The organism is Clostridioides sp. ES-S-0054-01, assembly GCA_021561035.1.
Lineage (GTDB): Bacteria > Bacillota > Clostridia > Peptostreptococcales > Peptostreptococcaceae > Clostridioides.
In genome coordinates this window covers 3,373,064-3,391,895 of the sequence record CP067346.1, presented here as the reverse complement: position 1 = coordinate 3,391,895, position 18,832 = coordinate 3,373,064, and the positions used below count along the sequence as shown (strand labels likewise).

At 26.1% G+C, this 18,832-nt stretch carries 12 protein-coding genes, 1 other RNA gene and 2 pseudogenes; 10 read left to right on the top strand and 5 right to left on the bottom strand.

Annotated features, from left to right (window positions below; all coding sequences use genetic code 11):
* Positions 1 to 403: 403 nt before the first annotated feature.
* The 3 genes from eno to secG all read left to right on the top strand — a co-directional run bounded on the left by eno (position 404) and on the right by secG (position 3,189).
* Positions 404 to 1,696 carry a phosphopyruvate hydratase gene (gene eno, locus JJC02_15510; GenBank protein UDN54265.1) on the top strand — a complete coding sequence of 431 codons (1,293 nt, stop codon included), beginning with the start codon at positions 404 to 406 and terminating at the stop codon, positions 1,694 to 1,696.
* Positions 1,697 to 1,871: 175 nt separating this feature from the next.
* On the top strand, positions 1,872 to 2,834 hold the full coding sequence (locus JJC02_15505; GenBank protein ID UDN54264.1) for a hypothetical protein: 963 nt from the start codon (positions 1,872 to 1,874) through the stop codon (positions 2,832 to 2,834).
* 130 nt (positions 2,835 to 2,964) lie between these two features.
* Complete coding sequence (secG, locus tag JJC02_15500) at positions 2,965 to 3,189, top strand: preprotein translocase subunit SecG (protein UDN54263.1); 225 nt, start codon at positions 2,965 to 2,967, stop codon at positions 3,187 to 3,189.
* 423 nt (positions 3,190 to 3,612) lie between these two features.
* Here secG and JJC02_15495 read toward each other — a convergent pair whose 3' ends face one another.
* The 4 genes and pseudogenes from JJC02_15495 to JJC02_15480 all read right to left on the bottom strand — a co-directional run bounded on the left by JJC02_15495 (position 3,613) and on the right by JJC02_15480 (position 6,631).
* Positions 3,613 to 4,551: an AEC family transporter gene (locus JJC02_15495; protein ID UDN54262.1), complete on the bottom strand. Its 939-nt coding sequence runs from the start codon at positions 4,549 to 4,551 to the stop codon at positions 3,613 to 3,615.
* Positions 4,539 to 4,929, bottom strand: a pseudogene (locus tag JJC02_15490) (VOC family protein). The gene JJC02_15495 and the pseudogene JJC02_15490 overlap by 13 nt, the downstream one beginning before the upstream one ends.
* 385 nt (positions 4,930 to 5,314) lie before the next feature.
* Positions 5,315 to 5,812: a YbhB/YbcL family Raf kinase inhibitor-like protein gene (locus JJC02_15485; GenBank protein UDN54261.1), complete on the bottom strand. Its 498-nt coding sequence runs from the start codon at positions 5,810 to 5,812 to the stop codon at positions 5,315 to 5,317.
* Between the two features lie 204 nt (positions 5,813 to 6,016).
* Complete coding sequence (locus tag JJC02_15480) at positions 6,017 to 6,631, bottom strand: DNA alkylation repair protein (protein UDN54260.1); 615 nt, start codon at positions 6,629 to 6,631, stop codon at positions 6,017 to 6,019.
* Positions 6,632 to 7,226: 595 nt separating this feature from the next.
* Between JJC02_15480 and rnr the strand changes: the two genes are divergently transcribed.
* The 3 genes and pseudogenes from rnr (at position 7,227) to JJC02_15465 (ending at position 12,267) form a co-directional block, all read left to right on the top strand.
* The gene (gene rnr, locus JJC02_15475) at positions 7,227 to 9,362 is read left to right on the top strand and encodes a ribonuclease R (GenBank protein ID UDN54259.1); all 2,136 of its coding nucleotides are present in this window, start codon (positions 7,227 to 7,229) and stop codon (positions 9,360 to 9,362) included.
* Between the two features lie 635 nt (positions 9,363 to 9,997).
* Positions 9,998 to 10,641, top strand: a pseudogene (locus tag JJC02_15470) (ABC transporter permease).
* Positions 10,642 to 11,034: 393 nt separating this feature from the next.
* Complete coding sequence (locus tag JJC02_15465; GenBank protein UDN54258.1) at positions 11,035 to 12,267, top strand: IS256 family transposase; 1,233 nt, start codon at positions 11,035 to 11,037, stop codon at positions 12,265 to 12,267.
* A gap of 267 nt (positions 12,268 to 12,534) precedes the next feature.
* Here JJC02_15465 and JJC02_15460 read toward each other — a convergent pair whose 3' ends face one another.
* A complete protein-coding gene (locus JJC02_15460) occupies positions 12,535 to 13,362 on the bottom strand; it encodes an AIM24 family protein (protein ID UDN54257.1) in 828 nt (275 codons plus the stop codon).
* A 472-nt stretch (positions 13,363 to 13,834) separates the two neighbouring features.
* Between JJC02_15460 and smpB the strand changes: the two genes are divergently transcribed.
* From smpB to JJC02_15440, 4 genes are all read left to right on the top strand, one after another.
* The gene (gene smpB, locus JJC02_15455) at positions 13,835 to 14,290 is read left to right on the top strand and encodes an SsrA-binding protein SmpB (protein ID UDN56441.1); all 456 of its coding nucleotides are present in this window, start codon (positions 13,835 to 13,837) and stop codon (positions 14,288 to 14,290) included.
* 157 nt (positions 14,291 to 14,447) lie between these two features.
* Positions 14,448 to 14,797, top strand: a transfer-messenger RNA (tmRNA) gene (gene ssrA / locus JJC02_15450).
* A 344-nt stretch (positions 14,798 to 15,141) separates the two neighbouring features.
* Positions 15,142 to 16,050: a hypothetical protein gene (locus JJC02_15445; protein UDN54256.1), complete on the top strand. Its 909-nt coding sequence runs from the start codon at positions 15,142 to 15,144 to the stop codon at positions 16,048 to 16,050.
* Between the two features lie 187 nt (positions 16,051 to 16,237).
* Positions 16,238 to 18,817: a hypothetical protein gene (locus tag JJC02_15440; protein ID UDN54255.1), complete on the top strand. Its 2,580-nt coding sequence runs from the start codon at positions 16,238 to 16,240 to the stop codon at positions 18,815 to 18,817.
* The last annotated feature ends 15 nt before the right edge of the window (positions 18,818 to 18,832 follow it).

The following is an 18,832-nucleotide window of genomic DNA, read 5'->3' as shown; positions in this document are numbered from 1 at the left end:
TAAAGTTTACAAGATAGACAATTTATAAAATAAAAAATTATAATATAGATAATGATGCAAATGATAACAATATAAATAATAATTAATATATATTATATAAGCAAAAATTTTAGAATCATTAGTTGTACATTTTATGTTTAATGTTTTAAATCTAGTTATAATATTCATGTATTTAAGATTGTTTTTGGATTTTAGACCAGTTTTTTAATACTATATAAGTTAAAATATTATAAAAAATAAAATAAAAATAGGAACTTTTACAAATTTACCCATCAAATAAATTTGTACCTAATTTTCAAAAAAGGCTTTATGTACTATAATATAAAAAGTAGATTAAAATAGTAGACGGATGTTTACAGCAAATGAAAATTTAACTAATAGAAAATCGAAGGGAGATATACAAATGTCAGTTATTGAATTAGTATATGCTAGAGAAGTATTAGACTCAAGAGGAAATCCAACTGTAGAAGTTGAAGTAGTGTTAGAAGATGGAGCAATGGGAAGAGCAATAGTTCCATCAGGAGCATCTACAGGAGCTTTTGAAGCTGTTGAATTAAGAGATGGAGATAAAGACAGATACTTAGGAAAAGGTGTAGAAACAGCTGTTGCCAACGTAAATGAAATAATAGCACCAGAAATAGAAGGCATGGATGCATTTGACCAACCAGCTATAGATGCAATGATGATAGAATTAGATGGAACTCCAAACAAAGGTAAATTAGGAGCTAATGCTATATTAGGTGTTTCAATGGCAGTAGCTAGAGCAGCTGCTGATGAAATAGGTTTACCATTATTCCAATACTTAGGTGGAGTAAATGCTAAACAATTACCAGTACCAATGATGAACATATTAAACGGTGGAGAGCATGCTGATAATAACGTTGATGTTCAAGAGTTCATGATATTACCAGTAGGAGCTTGTTGTTTTAAAGAAGGTTTAAGAATGGGAGCAGAGGTATTCCATTCATTAAAGAAAGTTTTAGGAGAAAAAGGATTAGCTTGTGGTGTAGGTGACGAAGGTGGATTCGCTCCAAACTTAGGTTCAAATAGAGAGGCTTTAGAATTAATAGTTGAAGCTATAACAAAAGCTGGATACAAGCCAGGTGAAGACGTTATGTTAGGACTTGACGTTGCTGCTACAGAAATGTACAACAAAGATACTAAAAAATATGTTTTAGCAGGAGAAGGAAAAGAGTTAACTGCTGCTGAAATGGTTGCTTTATATGAAGATTGGTCAAACAACTTCCCAATAATAACTATAGAAGATGGTTTAGATGAAGAAGATTGGGATGGATGGAAGTTATTAACTGAAAAATTAGGAAACAAATTACAATTAGTTGGTGATGACTTATTTGTTACTAATACAGAGAGATTAGAAAAAGGAATTGAAAATGGAGTAGCTAACTCTATATTAGTTAAAGTTAACCAAATAGGTACAATAACTGAAACTTTAGATGCTATAGAAATGGCTAAGAGAGCAGGATATACTGCTGTTATATCTCATAGATCAGGAGAAACTGAAGATTCTACTATAGCAGATTTAGCTGTTGCAGTAAACGCTGGTCAAATAAAAACTGGTGCTCCATCAAGAACTGATAGAGTTGCTAAGTACAACCAATTATTAAGAATAGAAGAAATGGTTGGAGAGCAAGCTAGATACTGTGGATTAAAATCTTTCTATAATTTAAAAAAATAGTTATTGAAGATTAAAAAGATATAATATAAAAGATTTAGATTTCTTATAAAGGATAAGTTTTAGTTGATTTTTCAACTTACTTATCCTTTTTTATATTTATAGTTTACATATCTATGTTTAAAAAGTATTATATAAAGTATTAGGTGAGTAAAAACTTGAAAGGAAGATGATTGCGTTGAAAAAATATATAAAGAGTATGTTTGTGCTTTCTTGTATCGCTTTAACCTTATTTACAGGTTGTAGCCAAAATGAAAATAATAATGGTTCTGATACTGATATTGATAAAAAACAACTATTAGAAGTTGCCGATTCTAATGGTGATGTGATAAGACAAACGACAGACAATGATATTATTACTGATTATGTTCTAAATAAGGAAATCGATGAATGGACTTATGCCAAAGAAATACCTGTAAATCATGAAAAATTATATACATTTGCTAGTTATGAATTAATAACTGAGCCTGTTTTTTTAGATGAAACAGATTCTAATATTTCTTACAGTTTGGAGACTCTATATAAAAGCGATGAAAATTTTTATGTTGAGGTCAACTCAGAAGGTGAAACAACTTATAATAAAATTCCTAATTCTGCAGGGAATTATTTAATTACGTTTGCTAAGCATAAGTCTGATATACAAGATAAACAAAAAATTTTTTCTACGTGGGGAAATACCACATCAAACTCTGATAAAAATCTAACTACTGTATTAGGTAAGAAGATACTTTCAAAGTTACGGGAGGATGAAGAACAAAATATTGATAAAGATTATGAGGAAAATTATACTCCTGAAACAATCAATGTAAAAAAAGTAGAAATAGAATATTTAGATGATAGTGTCAGTATAACTGATTCTAAAAAAATAGCTGATTTTTATAATAACTTAAAAGAAAATAACTGGGATAAGGTAAATGAGCCATTATCTGAAAAAAATAAAATATGTGTAATAAGAGCATATCAGCCGAATAGAAAAAGTAGAGATAAAGAATTAGTTGTAAATGAGGAAATAATTATATATCATAGTGATGATGAATACTGGGCAGTATCAAAGAGTAATTCTGGAAATGATGAAATGAAAATGTATTATAAAATACCTAATAGTATTATTGAATATCTTAGCGATATGATTAAATTTTAACTGAAAGATAAAATTACAAGATATCAGTTTTGTTTGTTATTTATGGTTTAATGGTCTTGAAATGACTATGTTATTGTGATACACTAAAGAGTAATGAAATTTAAGTAATAAATAGATAGGAGGGGCAATAATGAGCAACATTTTAATGGGTGTGCAAGTAGTACTAGGGCTTTTACTAGTAATTAGCATAATGCCTCAAGATTCAAAGAATGCTTTGCCTTCAGAGTTTGGTGGAGAAGGAAGTCAAGCTTACTTTAAACCAAAAGGTAAACAAGCATTTCTTGCTAGAATTACAAAGATAACAGCAGTATTATTTTTTATAAATGCATTGGCATTACTTATAGTTAAGAAGTAATGATATTGTTGAATAACTGGCCATTATTTGATTAGTGCATTTGGAAAATATTTAAAAATTAAATTTAGTTTTTAATGAAAGTATGTAAAGTAAAAAATAAAACAGGACTAACAATTTTATATTGTTAGTCCTATTTTATTTTAAAGATTAAGTTAGATACTTTGATTATTTACATTTATGTGTATATCTATCAAACCAGACAATTAGTTTATTACAATTTGGACAAGTATTTTCAGTTAAGTTTTATAGTGTGGCTAGTATATTGCAAATATAAATAGTGATTTTATAGTATCTTATAAAATAATCTTCATTAGGGCTTATATCATAAATATGGTGTAGAAATAAAAGCATACAACTATAAAATATCATATAAGTAAATCTGAATATTTAATAAGTAAATACAAATATTTAGATAAGATTAGTTTAAATAAGATTATTCTGTTTTAAAATAAATATTATTAGAAATACTGTAATTATAGAAAATGCAGAAGTAAATACTACAATTTGACCAGCTAGTTCACTATCAGAATCCATCTGTTGTGCCATTGTAAATGAAGAAACTGCAGTTGGAGCAGACAACATTATCATAAGTGAGGCTAATTCTACATTTCTAAATCCAAGAAAAATACTAATTGGCAAGAATATAGTAGGTACTAGTACAAGTTTTCCACATACTCCCAATATAATGGGTCTTATATGTCCCTTTATAGAAGAAAAACTAAAGGACCCCCCTAAAATTATAAGAGATAAAGGTGTTGCGATTTTAGATATATCGCCAATTGTCTTATGTAAAAATGTAGGAATATTTACATCTAAAATTAACATAATAAGACCTATTGCAGAAGCTATTATAAGTGGATTTGTTATAATACCTTTAATCATATGTTTTATATTTACTCTGCCTCCTCTAAAAATTTCAAGTATTACGACAGACAACACATTGAACATAGGTACAATGACTGCAATTAATAAAGATGTAACTCCAATGCTCTTATCACCAAATAGTGAGATTGTGACAGGAATACCAAATATAACGAAATTACTACGAAATATACCTTGTATTAATGCACCTCTCAATTTATTATCTTTTTCAATTTTAGGGATAATAAAAACTAAGATTAAGAAGGTTGAAAAAATGATTATAACAGCCACGGCCATAAGTTTAAAATTAAGAGAGCCATTTAAATCTGTGTTATATATGTTAAAAAATAATAATAATGGCAAAAAAGATTTGAAACAAACATTATTCATTTTATTTAAAGTATGTTCATCAAATAAACCTAATTTTTTTAGAACATATCCAAGTGACATTGTGAGAAACAAGGGAAGAACAACATTTACTGATAGAATTAAATTTTCCAAAGTCTATTCTCCATAACTCGATAATTCAATTAAATTTCTATCAGGGTTTCTTAAATAAATGGATTTCATTTTACCAAAAACTCCTATACGTTCTACAATTCCTTGTTCAATTTGAATACCATTTTGTTTTAAGTATTTTTTTGTCTCATCAATATTCTTGTTTATTTCAAAACATAAATCAGCACTACCTGTTTGTATGTTTTTGCTATATGGTGAAAGTTCATTACCTTTTATGTGGACATTTATCTTAAAATCTCCAGTATAAAGCTCATATTTTTTATTCATTTCTTTAGATGTAAAACCAAGCTTTTTATAAAAACTTATACAATTTTCTATATTATTAGTAGTAATAATTACATGGTCTATTTTTTTTATCATAACAACTCCTTAAGATTTTACATATTGATAAACTCAACATAAATTTATTTAATTTTATAAACTGATATGATTTATATTGATTATCTAATTTTATATTGATTATCTAATTTTATATTGATTGTTGAATTTCATTTAGAGCATTAAATTTTATGTAGATTGTTGAATTTTGTATTGATTGTTGAATTTCATTTAGAGTATTAAGTTTTATGCAGATTGTTGAATTTTATATTGATTGTTGAATTTCATTTAGAGTATTAAATTTTATGTAGATTTCAAAATTTAATATAATCTGTTAATTAAAATATAAAAAATACTCTAATAACAATTAAGCTAATCATTAATCAAATGTAGATATTTAATTAATGATTAGCTACAGTCAATCTAATTAATTAGAATAACTTCCTTTTAATGTAAATGTGTCTAAAACATGTCCATCCATAGCTTTGAAAAATTCATTCATATAGAATCCTTTTTCAAGGTCAAGAATAGTATCAAGTGCAAATACATGTATCTCATAGACATGAGGTCTGTCTGGAGGAGCCATACCACCATATACACTAGCTTCTAATCTATCAAGACCTCCTAACTTACCATGCCAACTAGTAGTTCCTTGAACAAAATCAGTAGCTGTTATACTTTCATTTTCACCTAACTCATCTCTTGTTATATTTGTAGCTAACCAATGTATCCATGCAAATCCACATACAGGAACAGAGTCTTTGTCTTCTAAAAACACAGCAAAGGATACTGTATTCTTTGGTGCATCTTCAAACTTTAGAGGTAGTGAGTATGTAGGCATACCACCTTCATTGAATTGAGTTCCTCTTTTACCATATTTATCTTCTATAATACCATTTACTATACCAGTACTAGTTACTCTCATAATAATTTACCTCCTAAATATATAATAAGTTAATAGAGTATATCTATAATTTAATTATATACTAGTTGAAAATAATGGTAAATTACTTACTTTTTTATGGGTATTCATTTACCTTAAAATAACATTTTCCTTAAGGATATCTCTCATACCATTATCTAGCATAAAGTTAATTCTCTCGAAGTTTCAAATAAGGTCACCTCCAATTTATTTTGCTAATATACGTTTTGAAGCAAGCTTATATACAAACTCAATTTTTTTATTTGAAATATCCCATGAATCTAATTCTTTTTTTATTAAATCCGGATATTTTTTACTTATATCCCTAAGAGCATTACCTATAGACTTTCTCAAGTATTCGCTATCATCTTCTTTTAAACTAGAAAGTAGTGATATAGCAATATCAGGATTAGATTTAAAATAGTCTCTACTGGTCCAAATTCTAAGACCTTCTGTCACAGCTCTTTTTATGTTTGGACTATCAGAATTAAGCCATTCTTTTATAACAGGAAGTGCCTTTTCATATCCTACTTCACTGCAATAATAATCAAATGATTTAGCTAGTATTTCTTGTACTCTCCAGTTTTCATCTTTACTCACATTATCTTTTAAAAACAATAAAGCTTCAGAAATAGTTATTGATATAAAACCAAGTATAAACACTGCCAATTCTCTTACTTGATAATATTCTGATCTATATAAGTAGATTGATAGATAATAACATTTTTTTGAGTCATTATTTTTTACAATCTTTTTAGCAATCTTTTCAATTTCTTTAAAGCCGTTTTCTATAGTAATAATTTTAGCAATTACTTCTTCCAATTTTATCTCCTCCAATAAGTAGATTAGTTTAAATTTCGTATATTTATTTGTAAAAAAGAGTTTGTTTAATTTAGATAAAATAAAGACTTGTCAAAAAACGTTTGCAAGTCTTTAGTACTAGCATAAATAAAAAATAATAAAAAATCAACCTCATTTAACATATAAATTTACTTTTATTATTAGTTTTATATTATAAAGTTGTGTTTAAAAAATTAATTGAGTTATATAAATTTTACATGATTTGAGTATACTAATAGAATAAATTATTATATAGTAATACTTATATGAGATGAATATTTTACCAATCCTATATGATAGTGTATAATTAGGTGATAAAGAAGATGATAAATAGTAATTTAAACAATTATAACAACATTTATACAGATAATTTATGATTAAAAACCATCATAATTTGTTTGGAATTGATTTAATACAATTTACATTAAGTCGAAAATATAAATAAATAATTTAGTTTGTAAAAATAATAAAAAGAATATAGAAATCCGTGTGACAAGGAATAAAGAAGCTTTGTTTCAAGAAATATAAAGGATAATATAAACAATAATATAATGAAAAGTAAAAATAGGAGGAAAAAATGATACCAGGACTTAAAGAAAGTTTGTTAGGATTAATAAATGAAAGTGCGTATAATCCTTTAAAAAAAGAAGAATTAGCAGAAATATTTGATATACATTCATCAGAAATGCCAATGTTTTATAATTTTTTAAATGAATTAGAAGAAGATGGCTATATCTGCTTTACTAAGAAAGGGAAAATAATATCTCCAAATCAAATGGGATACTTTGTTGGGAAATTTGTATCACACAAAAAAGGGTTTGGATTTGTGGAATCTGATGTTGAATATACACAGGATTTATTTATCTCAAGTGACAACATAAATGGTGCTATGCATAACGATAGAGTTATGGCAGAAATAGTAGTACCTGCAACTGAAGAAAAGAGAGCTGAAGGAAGAATAGTAAAAGTCATAAAGAGAGAAATAACTAGAATAGTAGGTACTTTTCAATCAAGTAAAACTTTTGGATTTGTAACACCAGATAACAAGAAATTTACTAAGGATATATATATCCCTAAAAAACATTTTAGTGGAGCAGTAGATAATGATAAGGTAGTATGTGAAATTACAGTATGGCCACAAGAGGATAGAAAACCAGAAGGTAAAATTATAGAGATACTAGGTCAAAAAGGTGAAAGAGGCGTAGAAATAGACTCTATAATAAGAGAACATGGTCTTCCAGAAGAATTTCCAAAGAAAGTATTACAAGAAGCTGAAGCTGTAGCTGTTGAGATTCCTCAAGAAGAGATAAAAAGAAGAAGAGATTTAAGAGACTTAAATATATTTACTATAGATGGAGATGACGCAAAAGATTTAGATGATGCCATATCAATAGAAGTACTATCTAATGGAAATTTCAAATTAGGAGTTCACATAGCTGACGTTACACATTATGTAAGAGAAAAAAATAAACTGGATAAAGAGGCTTTAAAAAGAGCTACATCAGTTTATTTAGTAGATAAAGTAATTCCAATGTTGCCAAAGACTCTTTCAAATGGAGTATGTAGTTTAAATCCATTTGAAGATAAGTTAACACTTTCTATATTTATGGAAATAGACCATAAAGGGAATGTGGTTAAACATGAAATATGTGAATCTATAATAAATTCAAAAGCTAGAATGACTTATACAGAAGTATCTGACATATTGGAGAAGGATGACGAAAAACTTAAAAAGACTTTTGAACATGTTGTTGAAGAGTTTAAGAATGCTGAAACTTTAGCTAGAATTCTTATGTCAAGAAGGGAAAAAAGAGGAGCTATAGATTTCAATTTCCCAGAAGCAAAGATAATTTTAAATGGAAAAGGTGAAGTTGTAGACATAAAGCCATATGAAAGAAGAATATCTAATAAAATAATAGAAGAATTTATGCTTATAAGTAATGAGACAATTGCTGAACATTTTTATTGGATGGGAGTACCATTTGTATATAGAATACATGAGACCCCATCTTTGGAAAAAATGGAAGAATTAAGTAAATTTATATCTACATTTGGATATATAATAAAGGGTGATAAGGAAGAAGTTCATCCAAAAGTACTACAAGGAATAATAGAGAATATAAAGGGCAAAAAAGAAGAAGGTGCTATAAGTACTATAATGCTTCGCTCTTTAAAACAAGCTAAGTATTCACCAGAATGTAGTGGACACTTTGGATTAGCAGCTAAATTCTACTGCCATTTTACTTCACCAATAAGAAGATATCCTGACCTTCAAATTCATAGAATAATAAAAGAATCTTTAAATAATAAGATAAGTGGAAAGAGACAGGAACAGCTTACTACTATAGTTGATTATGCATCTGTTCAGTCATCTGAAAAAGAAAGAAAAGCAGAGTTAGCTGAAAGGGATGTACATGATTTCTATAAGGCTCTTTATATGAAGGATAAAGTTGGTCAAGAGTTTGAAGGTGTTGTATCTAGTGTAACTTCATTTGGAATATTTGTTGAGTTGGAGAATACTATAGAAGGATTGATAAGACTTGCAAATATGAATGATGATTACTATATTTATGATGAGAGTTCTTATAGTGTTTTAGGAGAAAGAACTAAGAAGTCATATAAGATAGGTGATTTGGTTAAGATAAAAGTTGAGAATGTAAATGTAGACTTTAAAGAAATTGATTTTGAAATAGTTGAAAAGATAGAAGAATAAGTAAAACATCTAAAACAGATATGAGAAGTTATAGTATTTATGGTATAACTAAATTTATAATACTCAATGAAAATAAACAGTTGAAGAATATTTAATGGAAATAGATAATCTAAAAATACTTAATTAAAATAGATAGTCTAAAAATATTTAATGAAAAACAGATATCTAAAAGATAGATTTTTATTACAAAATAAGTGTATCATTTAAAATTTAAGATACACTTATTTTTTTGTTTTACATAAATTTTGTTTTATTTAGTTTATAGTAATGTATTACTTTATATAAATTTAGTGTTAAAATTATACCAAATACTACTTAGGAGGAATGGAATTATGGGTATGATATTATATTAGAATAATTGAAGAAAATGTTTTGAAATTACAACAAGCAGAAGGAAACCTATAAGATTTTGTTTTTGAAGATGTACATAAAAATAATACTATTAATATTGATAAAGCATGAACATGGCATGCTATTCACTTTACTTTAACTGGTTGTCCATTTGGAGGAGATGATGATACCATATTTTATATCATGTAAATCGATTATGTTTTTGAAACTTATTTATAGTACTCAATAATTTTTTTAGCTATATACTATATTTTTGTATGAGCAAAAAAGAAGGGCGAATCTTGATGTTGGGTCAAAGTTTTCAAAGCTGTTTAATTTTAATAAGAGAAAACTTTAAATTAAGCACTTTAATTAATTTGACATGTTCAATTATATTGTTATGTTTGATTACTCTAATACAAGGAGTAGCTAATTTAGACAGAATTTCAGCAGCTATATGTTTAGAAAATTATGTTGCAATAGTAGGAATAATAATGTTGGTGCCTATATTTTCACTAGAATAATTAAAGAAAATTGATGAGATAGTAGCATCAAAATCATTATCTCAAGTTATTGTACAATTAATTAGAATACTGATGTCAATTATAAGTATCACTGTTTTAATCATAGGTTTTGTAAATGTTTTAATATATTTAGGTGGAGATTTTCCAGTAACTGAGTATATTGTTGGAAGTTTCGAATCAATTATGTTTGTAGGAAGCTTAGGAATGTTTTTCTCTAACTTATTTAACAATAAAATCATGAGATATATGATATCTATAGGATATTAGTTTTAAATATGATGACTAAAGACAAGAATGTTGGAAATTTCTTTATAATGTATATGATTCAAGAGCATTTTGATGAAAAATATTGGTTGATATCTGGAAGTGTAGTATTGATAATCATATCTCTATTGATAAAACCAATAAAAAGGAAGATTAGGTGATAAAATGAGAGCTTTAGATAAAATAAGGATAGTATAAATGCAAAAACACATTTATAATAGATGAGTTTATTTTTATATGTATAAATTATAAGTTGATATTTATGTATGTGGGGCTGTAAGTAGATGTATATATCTATTAGTATAAAAATACATATATATACTGAATTTTATTAAAAGCTCTCAAATTTATATTTTATAGTGATTTCACAATAATAGTTTAATAAAACCTATAGTAATTTTATAAATTTCATAGTGATTTTACAATAATAGTTTAATAATTCTAGGGGCTGTAAGTAGATTTGTGTAAAAACAAATTTACCTATAGTCTTTTTGGTATACAAAATTGGTAAATTTGGAATAATATTCATATAAAAAATTTTGGAGGTTTTGAAAATGAAAGATATAATTGTTCCAGATGTTGATTATCAAACAGAAGTTAAAAAATGCAAGACAATGGAAGATGTGGTTGGGAAAAATGGCCTTATGCAAAAATTATTCAAAGATGTTATTCAGCAACTATTAGATGCAGAAATGGAGGAGCATTTAGGTAGAAATAAATATAAAAGAAAAGATATGTGTGATAAAAATTATCGAAATGGATATAGTTCTAAAAATGTAAGTAGCAGTTTTGGAGAGGTAAATTTAGATATACCAAGAGATAGAAATGCTGAGTTTGAGCCGAAGGTTGTAAAAAAATATGAAACGGTTTGCAATGAACTAGATAAAAAAATAATTGGTCTCTATGCATGTGGCATGAGTGTAAGAGATATTCAATCAGAAATGGAAGAGCTGTATGGAATAGATGTATCACCATCAATGATATCTAAAATAACCGACAAGGTTGTGGAGGCTGCCGCCGAATGGCAAAGTAGAACTTTAGAATCAGTTTATCCAATTGTATATATGGATGCTATGCATTTTAAGGTAAGAGATGATAATAAAATAGTTTCTAAAGCTGCATATATATGTATGGCTTTAGATATGACTGGAAAAAAAGATATTCTAGGTATTTGGATAGGTGAAGCTGAAGGTGCTAAGTTTTGGTTATCAGTCTGCAATGACCTTAGAAATAGAGGACTTGAAGACATATTGATTGCCTGTATGGATGGTCTAAAAGGACTTCCAGAAGCAATAAAAACGGTATATCCAGATGTAAGTATACAAACCTGTATAGTTCATCAAATTAGAAATAGTTTTAAATATATAGCATCAAAAGACCAAAAAGAATTTATGAAAGATTTAAAATCAGTTTACAAGGCATTTAATGAAGAAACAGCACTCTTGAACTTGGATTCCTTGAAGGAAAAATGGTATCAAAAATATTCAGTAGTAATAGATTCTTGGTATAATAATTGGAGTAATTTATCAACATTCTTTGCATACCCAGAAGATATTAGAAGAATTATATATACTACAAATGCACTGGAAGGTTTTAATAGGCAACTTAGAAAATATACTAAAGTCAGAACAGTATTTCCTACAGATGAGTCACTTAGAAAATCATTATACCTATCGACTATGAAAATTATTGAGAAATGGAACTCTCCAAATCAAAATTGGTCAGCTACATTAGGTCAACTTACAATAATGTTTGGAGATAGAATTCCTAAAAATTATATAATATAATTTTTTTGAAAAATGGTACATTTAGTGTATAAAAACCTAAATTTAACATACAATAAATGTGTATAAAATACCATTATTAGTATTTCCTGATAATAAAAAAATATTACTAGAATTGAAAGTTTCCAGTAATATTTAATAGCAAAAATATATATTTACACAAATCTATATACATTCTCAAATTCTATAGTAATTTTACAATAATAGTCCAATAAAGCCTATAATAATTTTATAAATTTCATAATGATTTAATAAATATTTATAAAATTACTATTTTTGTTTAGAAACTTTGTTATTCATATTATCATTAGTAGGCATTGAACCAAAGCTTAATTTTTCATACATTACTTGAGTTGGAGCTAGCCAAACTGTACCGTTACCAGTGAATGTATTTAAGAAACCTTCACCATTTAAAGCAGAACCAATTAAAGACTTGTCTGATTTTGTAACAGAGAAATTAACTCCAGATGTTCTTGCTATTGCAAAGTTACCATCTACCTTTAATTCTTCCCCATTCTTCAATTCATATTCTACAATTTCGCTTTGAGGTACAACACATTCTAGAACAATTACACCAGTACCACTTAATTCTATTTGGAAGAAACCTTCACCACCAAGTAAAGCAGATGAGAAGTTCTTTTGTGTAAATGCTTTTACTTCTATTGTATCAGAGCAACAATAGAATAATCCTTTATCAACAATTATAGAATCATTATCAAGACTCATAAATAAATAATGTCTAAAAGAAGGTTCTAAGTAAACTTCGCCAGTACCTTTATATACAGGTTTCATCATCGATTCATTAGTAAGTGCTCCTGATATTCCTTTTTTGAAAAGACCTCCAACGCCACCAATTTTAGTTTCAGAAGAGATACTCCCTTTATAATAATATAATGCACCAGCTTCTGTTTTTATTGACGAATTATTTAACTTTATCTTAATTTGTCTAGCTCTTAGGCCAGCTTCTCTAGCAAAATATAATCCCATTGCCATCATTGGGCTAGAAGCACCTTCAAGCTTTTCAAATTCTAATATCTCAAATTCACTTTTCCCATCTGATGCATTTTCTAAAATTCTTACTTTTTTGCTTAAATCCATACAAATTTCTCCCTACTATGTTAAGATTTATCTCTAAAATATTACAAGATATAATTATATATTACATTTTTTTTGGAAAAATGGCTACTTTATCGTCAAATTTTTAAGAAATTTTCAAGATAGCTGTAGTTGAAATATGATAGTTTAAGGATGCATGACTATTTAAGTGGATGTTTTGAGTATTATTTATTATTTGTGGGTATTATATTTTATGGGTATGTTAAAATTATTTAAAGATAAAAGATAAAAGATAAAATTTAGCTTGATATTGAATGTATCTAATATGGTTTGTTATTTATTTTGCCTAATTATTTATCATATTGTTTAAGAAATTTAATATATTAGTGTAATCTTGACTAAAATCCCTAAATATGTTATTATACAGCTTAGTCAAATGATTTAATTGCATGAAAAATTTAGCAGATTCTTAATATCGATTGAAGAAATTTCTAGCAAAGAAGGTGAGATTTATATGGCTGGTAAGAAAATATTAGCAACAAATAAAAGAGCAAGACATGAATATTTTATAGAAGAGACTTATGAATGTGGAATTGAATTAAAAGGAACAGAAGTAAAATCAATAAGACAAGGTAAAGTTAACTTAAGTGATGGATATGCATCTGTAGATAATAGTGAAGTATTTTTGAAACAAGTTCATATAAGTCCATATGAGCAAGGAAATATATTCAATGTTGATTCTTTAAGAGTTAGAAAATTATTGCTTCATAAGCATGAGATAAGAAAACTTATTGGAGCAACCACTATAAAGGGGTATTCACTTATACCACTTAGTTTATATTTAAAAAATGGTAAAGTTAAAGTAGAAATTGCTTTAGCAAAAGGTAAGAAGTTATATGATAAGCGTCAAGATATGGCTAAGAAAGATGCACAAAGACGTATAGAAAGAGAAATGACAGGGAAGTATTAAATTAGATAAAATTGTATTTTTTAGAATAAAATTCTTTATTATCTAGAACATAACATTGATTTTTATTCTTAAAAGTATTATATTATATATACATTAAAAATTTAATAAAAATGGTGATAAAGTTTGCGAAGAGTCTATTGGACTATAAACTAATCAAGGGGGCGTAAAGGTTTCGACGTGGGTTTGGAACTTGAGGCTGCATGTCGTGTTACTCTGGGTCACGTAAAAACTGGGGAACTTTAAAATAAACGCAGACGATAATTTCGCGATAGCAGCCTAGTTGCTGCTCGTCCCTCTTAGTCCTCCTGCCGACTAAGACTGGACGTCATTATGCAGGGAACTACTTTAAGGGTGTCTCGACTTAAAGTAGATTAATTGGGACTGGCTAAGCATAAAGCCTGCCACTTGGCGTTATGTGAGGCGAGATACTAGTGAAGTTGGCTAAGCATGTAGATGCAGCGAGGAAAAGACTTACGGACAGGGGTTCGACTCCCCTCGTCTCCACCAATTTTGAAAAAAGAATGATGAAATACTTGGAAATACTAGTCTTTATTGACTAGTGTTTTTTAATTTGGTTATGAAATCCACCAACCGTACCCCAACCACAGAAAAAGAGGTTTTTTTGAAGATATATTATTAAGTTTTATAGAAATAAAGATAGTTTAGAAAAGATGTAATTTATTTGTGAAGATATATTTTTTTATTTAAAATTCTAAGGTTGTATTTTGAACAAATAATAATAAATTTTATGTGTATACCAAATACTTCATTAAAATGGTAAAATATACCTAAATAGTATTACTAAGAGAATCATTTTATTATCAAATATCTAATTTATAAGGAGGTCTTATGTGAGTAAAATAGAGGAAGCATATAGTTTAGAATTTGAAGATGTAATAGATGCTGAAAAGGCATATGAGTTATTTTGGAATGGTTATATCAAAGATAAAAGAGCATTTGAATGTACAGATTCTAATTGCAGTGCTCAAATAACATGTGTAAATATTGATAAAAAAAAATCTGAGATGAAGAGAATACCATACTTTAAATACTATGGTGAACATAGTAAAGAATGTGAGATGATTAAAGCGTTTAAAGAAGTAAAAGATAGTAAAGCTATAAATAGACAGAATAAACCTATGAAGTATATAAATAATAAAGTGGATATACTTATGTTTAATAGACCAAAAACAGATAATTATGTTAAGAAATCTAATGATGGTGTTAAGAAGAAAAATAAAAAAGAAGTAAAAGAAAACTTAAAAAAGCAATATATTGAGAATGGTTCTAGAAGCTCAAGTTTTTATTCAATTAAACCTTTAATCTCTAAGTTTGAAAAGTATAAATCTGAGAGCTTATTAGATTCTTTTTTTATTAATATAAATAATTTTAAAATTAGTTATAAAAGTATGTTTATAAACATTGCTGATATAAATTATGAGAATATTGAGTCATATAATAGAATCTATTTTGGTATTGGAAAAATTTTTAAATCAAAAAATAATAAAAATGAATTTGTAATTTTTTTAAAAAAAAGTTTTAAAGACGAAGAAATGCAGACTATAATTTGCATAAAAAAAGAAACTATAGATAGATATTATAGAAGTGAGAAAATAAGGAATGAGCTAGAAGGCTTAGTTTCTGACAATGAAAAACAAATTATATTTTATATATATAGTAGACCTATAAAGAAATATAAAACAATATATTTAAATATTTCAAATATGGATTTTATAGATTATAGAATAATAAGAGAATGAAAATTAATTAAGTTATAAGTAGTGCTACTATTAACTTAATAGATGAGAATATATACAATTTCTTTATGGAGTATTAATTAGAAAGATATTGTAGCATGATTATGTTTAAAAAGTAAAATACATGTGTTACAAAACTATTAAAAATAATTTTATGTTTCATGTAATATATTTTGCAAAAGGGGGAGAAATGAAAAAATATTTATTTGATTTTAAAAATGTATATAATGTAACAGGAATTATTAGGTGGTCAATTATTGTAAATATTATTTTATTAGTAGTTGATAAAAATAATATATTATCTAAAGTAATTAGTTTTGGTTTTAACAAAGAGATATACATACTTATGGGAATTTTCATTTTAGTAAGCTTATTTGATTTTGGTTTATTAAATTCATTAAAAATAAAAATAGTTAATGATATTGATATGATATTAATTTTTTCGATAATCATACTTTTTACATTTTCGGTTATATCTTTATTAACATTTAAGGAAGTTACATATAGAGTTTATGTATCAATTATATTTATTTTTATATTGGCTGTTCTATTAATATACAGAATTACTTCTTTTAATAAATTAATTAAAGCTTTAGATAAAAAATCTAATATTTATAGCTTAAAAGACTTGTATGATGGATGTATAACTGAAAATAATGAATTTATATTAGTTAGTGAAGAATATGTGGATTATGATTTATTAGATCGAGATAGATTTATTAATAATTTATATAATATTATAACTAATTGTAATCCACAGAGAAAATTTATCATAAGTTTAGAAGGACCCTGGGGAAGTGGAAAAACTACAGTTCTAAATATTGTAAAAAATAAGATTAAAGAAAATAATTTAGACACAATTATAATAGATGATTTTGATCCCTGGTCTTTTGATGATAATAGTAGTATGTTTAGAGGAATGTTTGATATCCTTCTAAAAAAATCAGGGATAAAATTTAGTGCAACTCAATCAAAAAAAATTATAGATAGTTTGTATGGAGTATTATTTACAGATGAGGATAGAAAAAAAATTAGAGCATTAGGATTGTATAATGAAGAGAGCTTTTCTGAAATAAATAAAATTAAAAAAATGATTAATAATTATCTTCAATTAAGCAATAAAAAGGTTGTTTTTATTATTGATAATATTGATAGAATAGAAAAGGAAAATATTACGCTGCTTTTTAAATTGGTTAATAATATACTTGATTTTGATTATGTAACATATATACTTGCATTTGATGGTGAAAATATGAAAAATATTATGCAAGATGAATTGAAAATAGATTATGATTATCTAAAAAAAATAGTTCAACTTCAAGTGAAATTACCAAATATACAATCTGATGTAAAGATAAATATTATCGACAGATGTATTAAGAATATACTTATTTTATATGGAGAAAAAGAAGAAAATTTAAATGAATATGATATTTTAATCAATAAACTTGGAGTTATTATTAAGGATATTAGAGATTTAAAAAGATTTATTAACTCTGTAGTTAGTTTTAATTATAGAAGCAATAAATATTTAAATATTATAGAAATTTTTATAATAGAATTGATAAAAATGTATAATAATAATTTATATAATTCTATCTATAATAATAGTCAATTTTTTATATCACATGATAAAATATGGCTAAATTCAATTTCTTCATTAATTAATAAACAACAGTTTAATAAAGAAGGTAAAGTATATTTTGATAACTTATTCTCCGATGAAAATAATAAAGAGTATCAGAGTATATTATCAGAGATATTTCCTTATGTTAAAAAGTATAAATGTGGAGAAGATTTAGAATGTACTGTAAATGCAATTATTTCTAACCATGAAGAATATAAGTCTATTGAAAAGAAAAAAAGTATTTGTAGTGCGAAATTCTTTGATTTATATTTTGCTCAAACGGATAATGATTTTATATATATAAGTAATGCTATTGATATTTTTATTGAATTAATTAATAATAGTGATAATAAAATTAATATTATGGATAATTTATATTTATTAATTAGAAAATTTCCAAAAGAAACTCACAAAACTGTTTTTGAAACTATGCAATATTATATAGGAGATATTAAAGTTGAAAATTTACATTATCTAGCATATGCACTATTTTCGAATATATATGAGATTGAAGATGCAAGAGAATTTATGGGGTTAAGTGGCAGAAGTAGAGCTAGTATGATTATATCTGATATATTGCTATTAATGCCTGACATTCACTTTAATAAATATATAGAAGATATGGAAAATGAATATTCAAAGTTAATAATAATAGATAGTATAAATTATTGGATGAAATGCAATAAATATGTAAAAAGTGATATTGAAAAAGAGAGATTAATAAAATTTAATGAAAAATTTATATATATTGGAAAAAATATATATGATAATAATATAAATATATATAAAGAATTTTATAATAAAGATGGTGTATGGGCATTATATCGTGCCTTAAAAGATATTGACAGAGATATTAAGGTTTACATTAAAAATATAATAGATTCAGAGACTATAATTAGACTTATATATGATATTACAATTATGTCTATAGGTACATTTGGCTATAGATATAAAATAAGTACAGAAAATCTGAATACATTGATTACAGTTAATGAAATAGATGACCTTATTCATAATAGGACTTCTAATACTAAGGATGAAGAATTTGTTCTAGAGGTATATAAATACTTTAGAGAAGATATTAGAGATGATTGGGATGAAGCAAGTTTATTATGTAGTAATGAAATTAGTTTAAACTTGTAATTGATTATTTAATTA

Excerpts from the sequence above, each read along its gene's own strand:
- eno (UDN54265.1), top strand. The coding sequence starts at position 404 with ATGTCAGTTATTGAATTAGTATATGCTAGAGAAGTATTAGACTCAAGA.
- secG (UDN54263.1), top strand. The coding sequence starts at position 2,965 with ATGAGCAACATTTTAATGGGTGTGCAAGTAGTACTAGGGCTTTTACTA.
- JJC02_15440 (UDN54255.1), top strand. The coding sequence starts at position 16,238 with ATGAAAAAATATTTATTTGATTTTAAAAATGTATATAATGTAACAGGA.
- JJC02_15465 (UDN54258.1), top strand. The coding sequence starts at position 11,035 with ATGAAAGATATAATTGTTCCAGATGTTGATTATCAAACAGAAGTTAAA.
- rnr (UDN54259.1), top strand. The coding sequence starts at position 7,227 with ATGATACCAGGACTTAAAGAAAGTTTGTTAGGATTAATAAATGAAAGT.
- JJC02_15460 (UDN54257.1), bottom strand. The coding sequence starts at position 13,362 with ATGGATTTAAGCAAAAAAGTAAGAATTTTAGAAAATGCATCAGATGGG.
- JJC02_15485 (UDN54261.1), bottom strand. The coding sequence starts at position 5,812 with ATGAGAGTAACTAGTACTGGTATAGTAAATGGTATTATAGAAGATAAA.
- smpB (UDN56441.1), top strand. The coding sequence starts at position 13,835 with ATGGCTGGTAAGAAAATATTAGCAACAAATAAAAGAGCAAGACATGAA.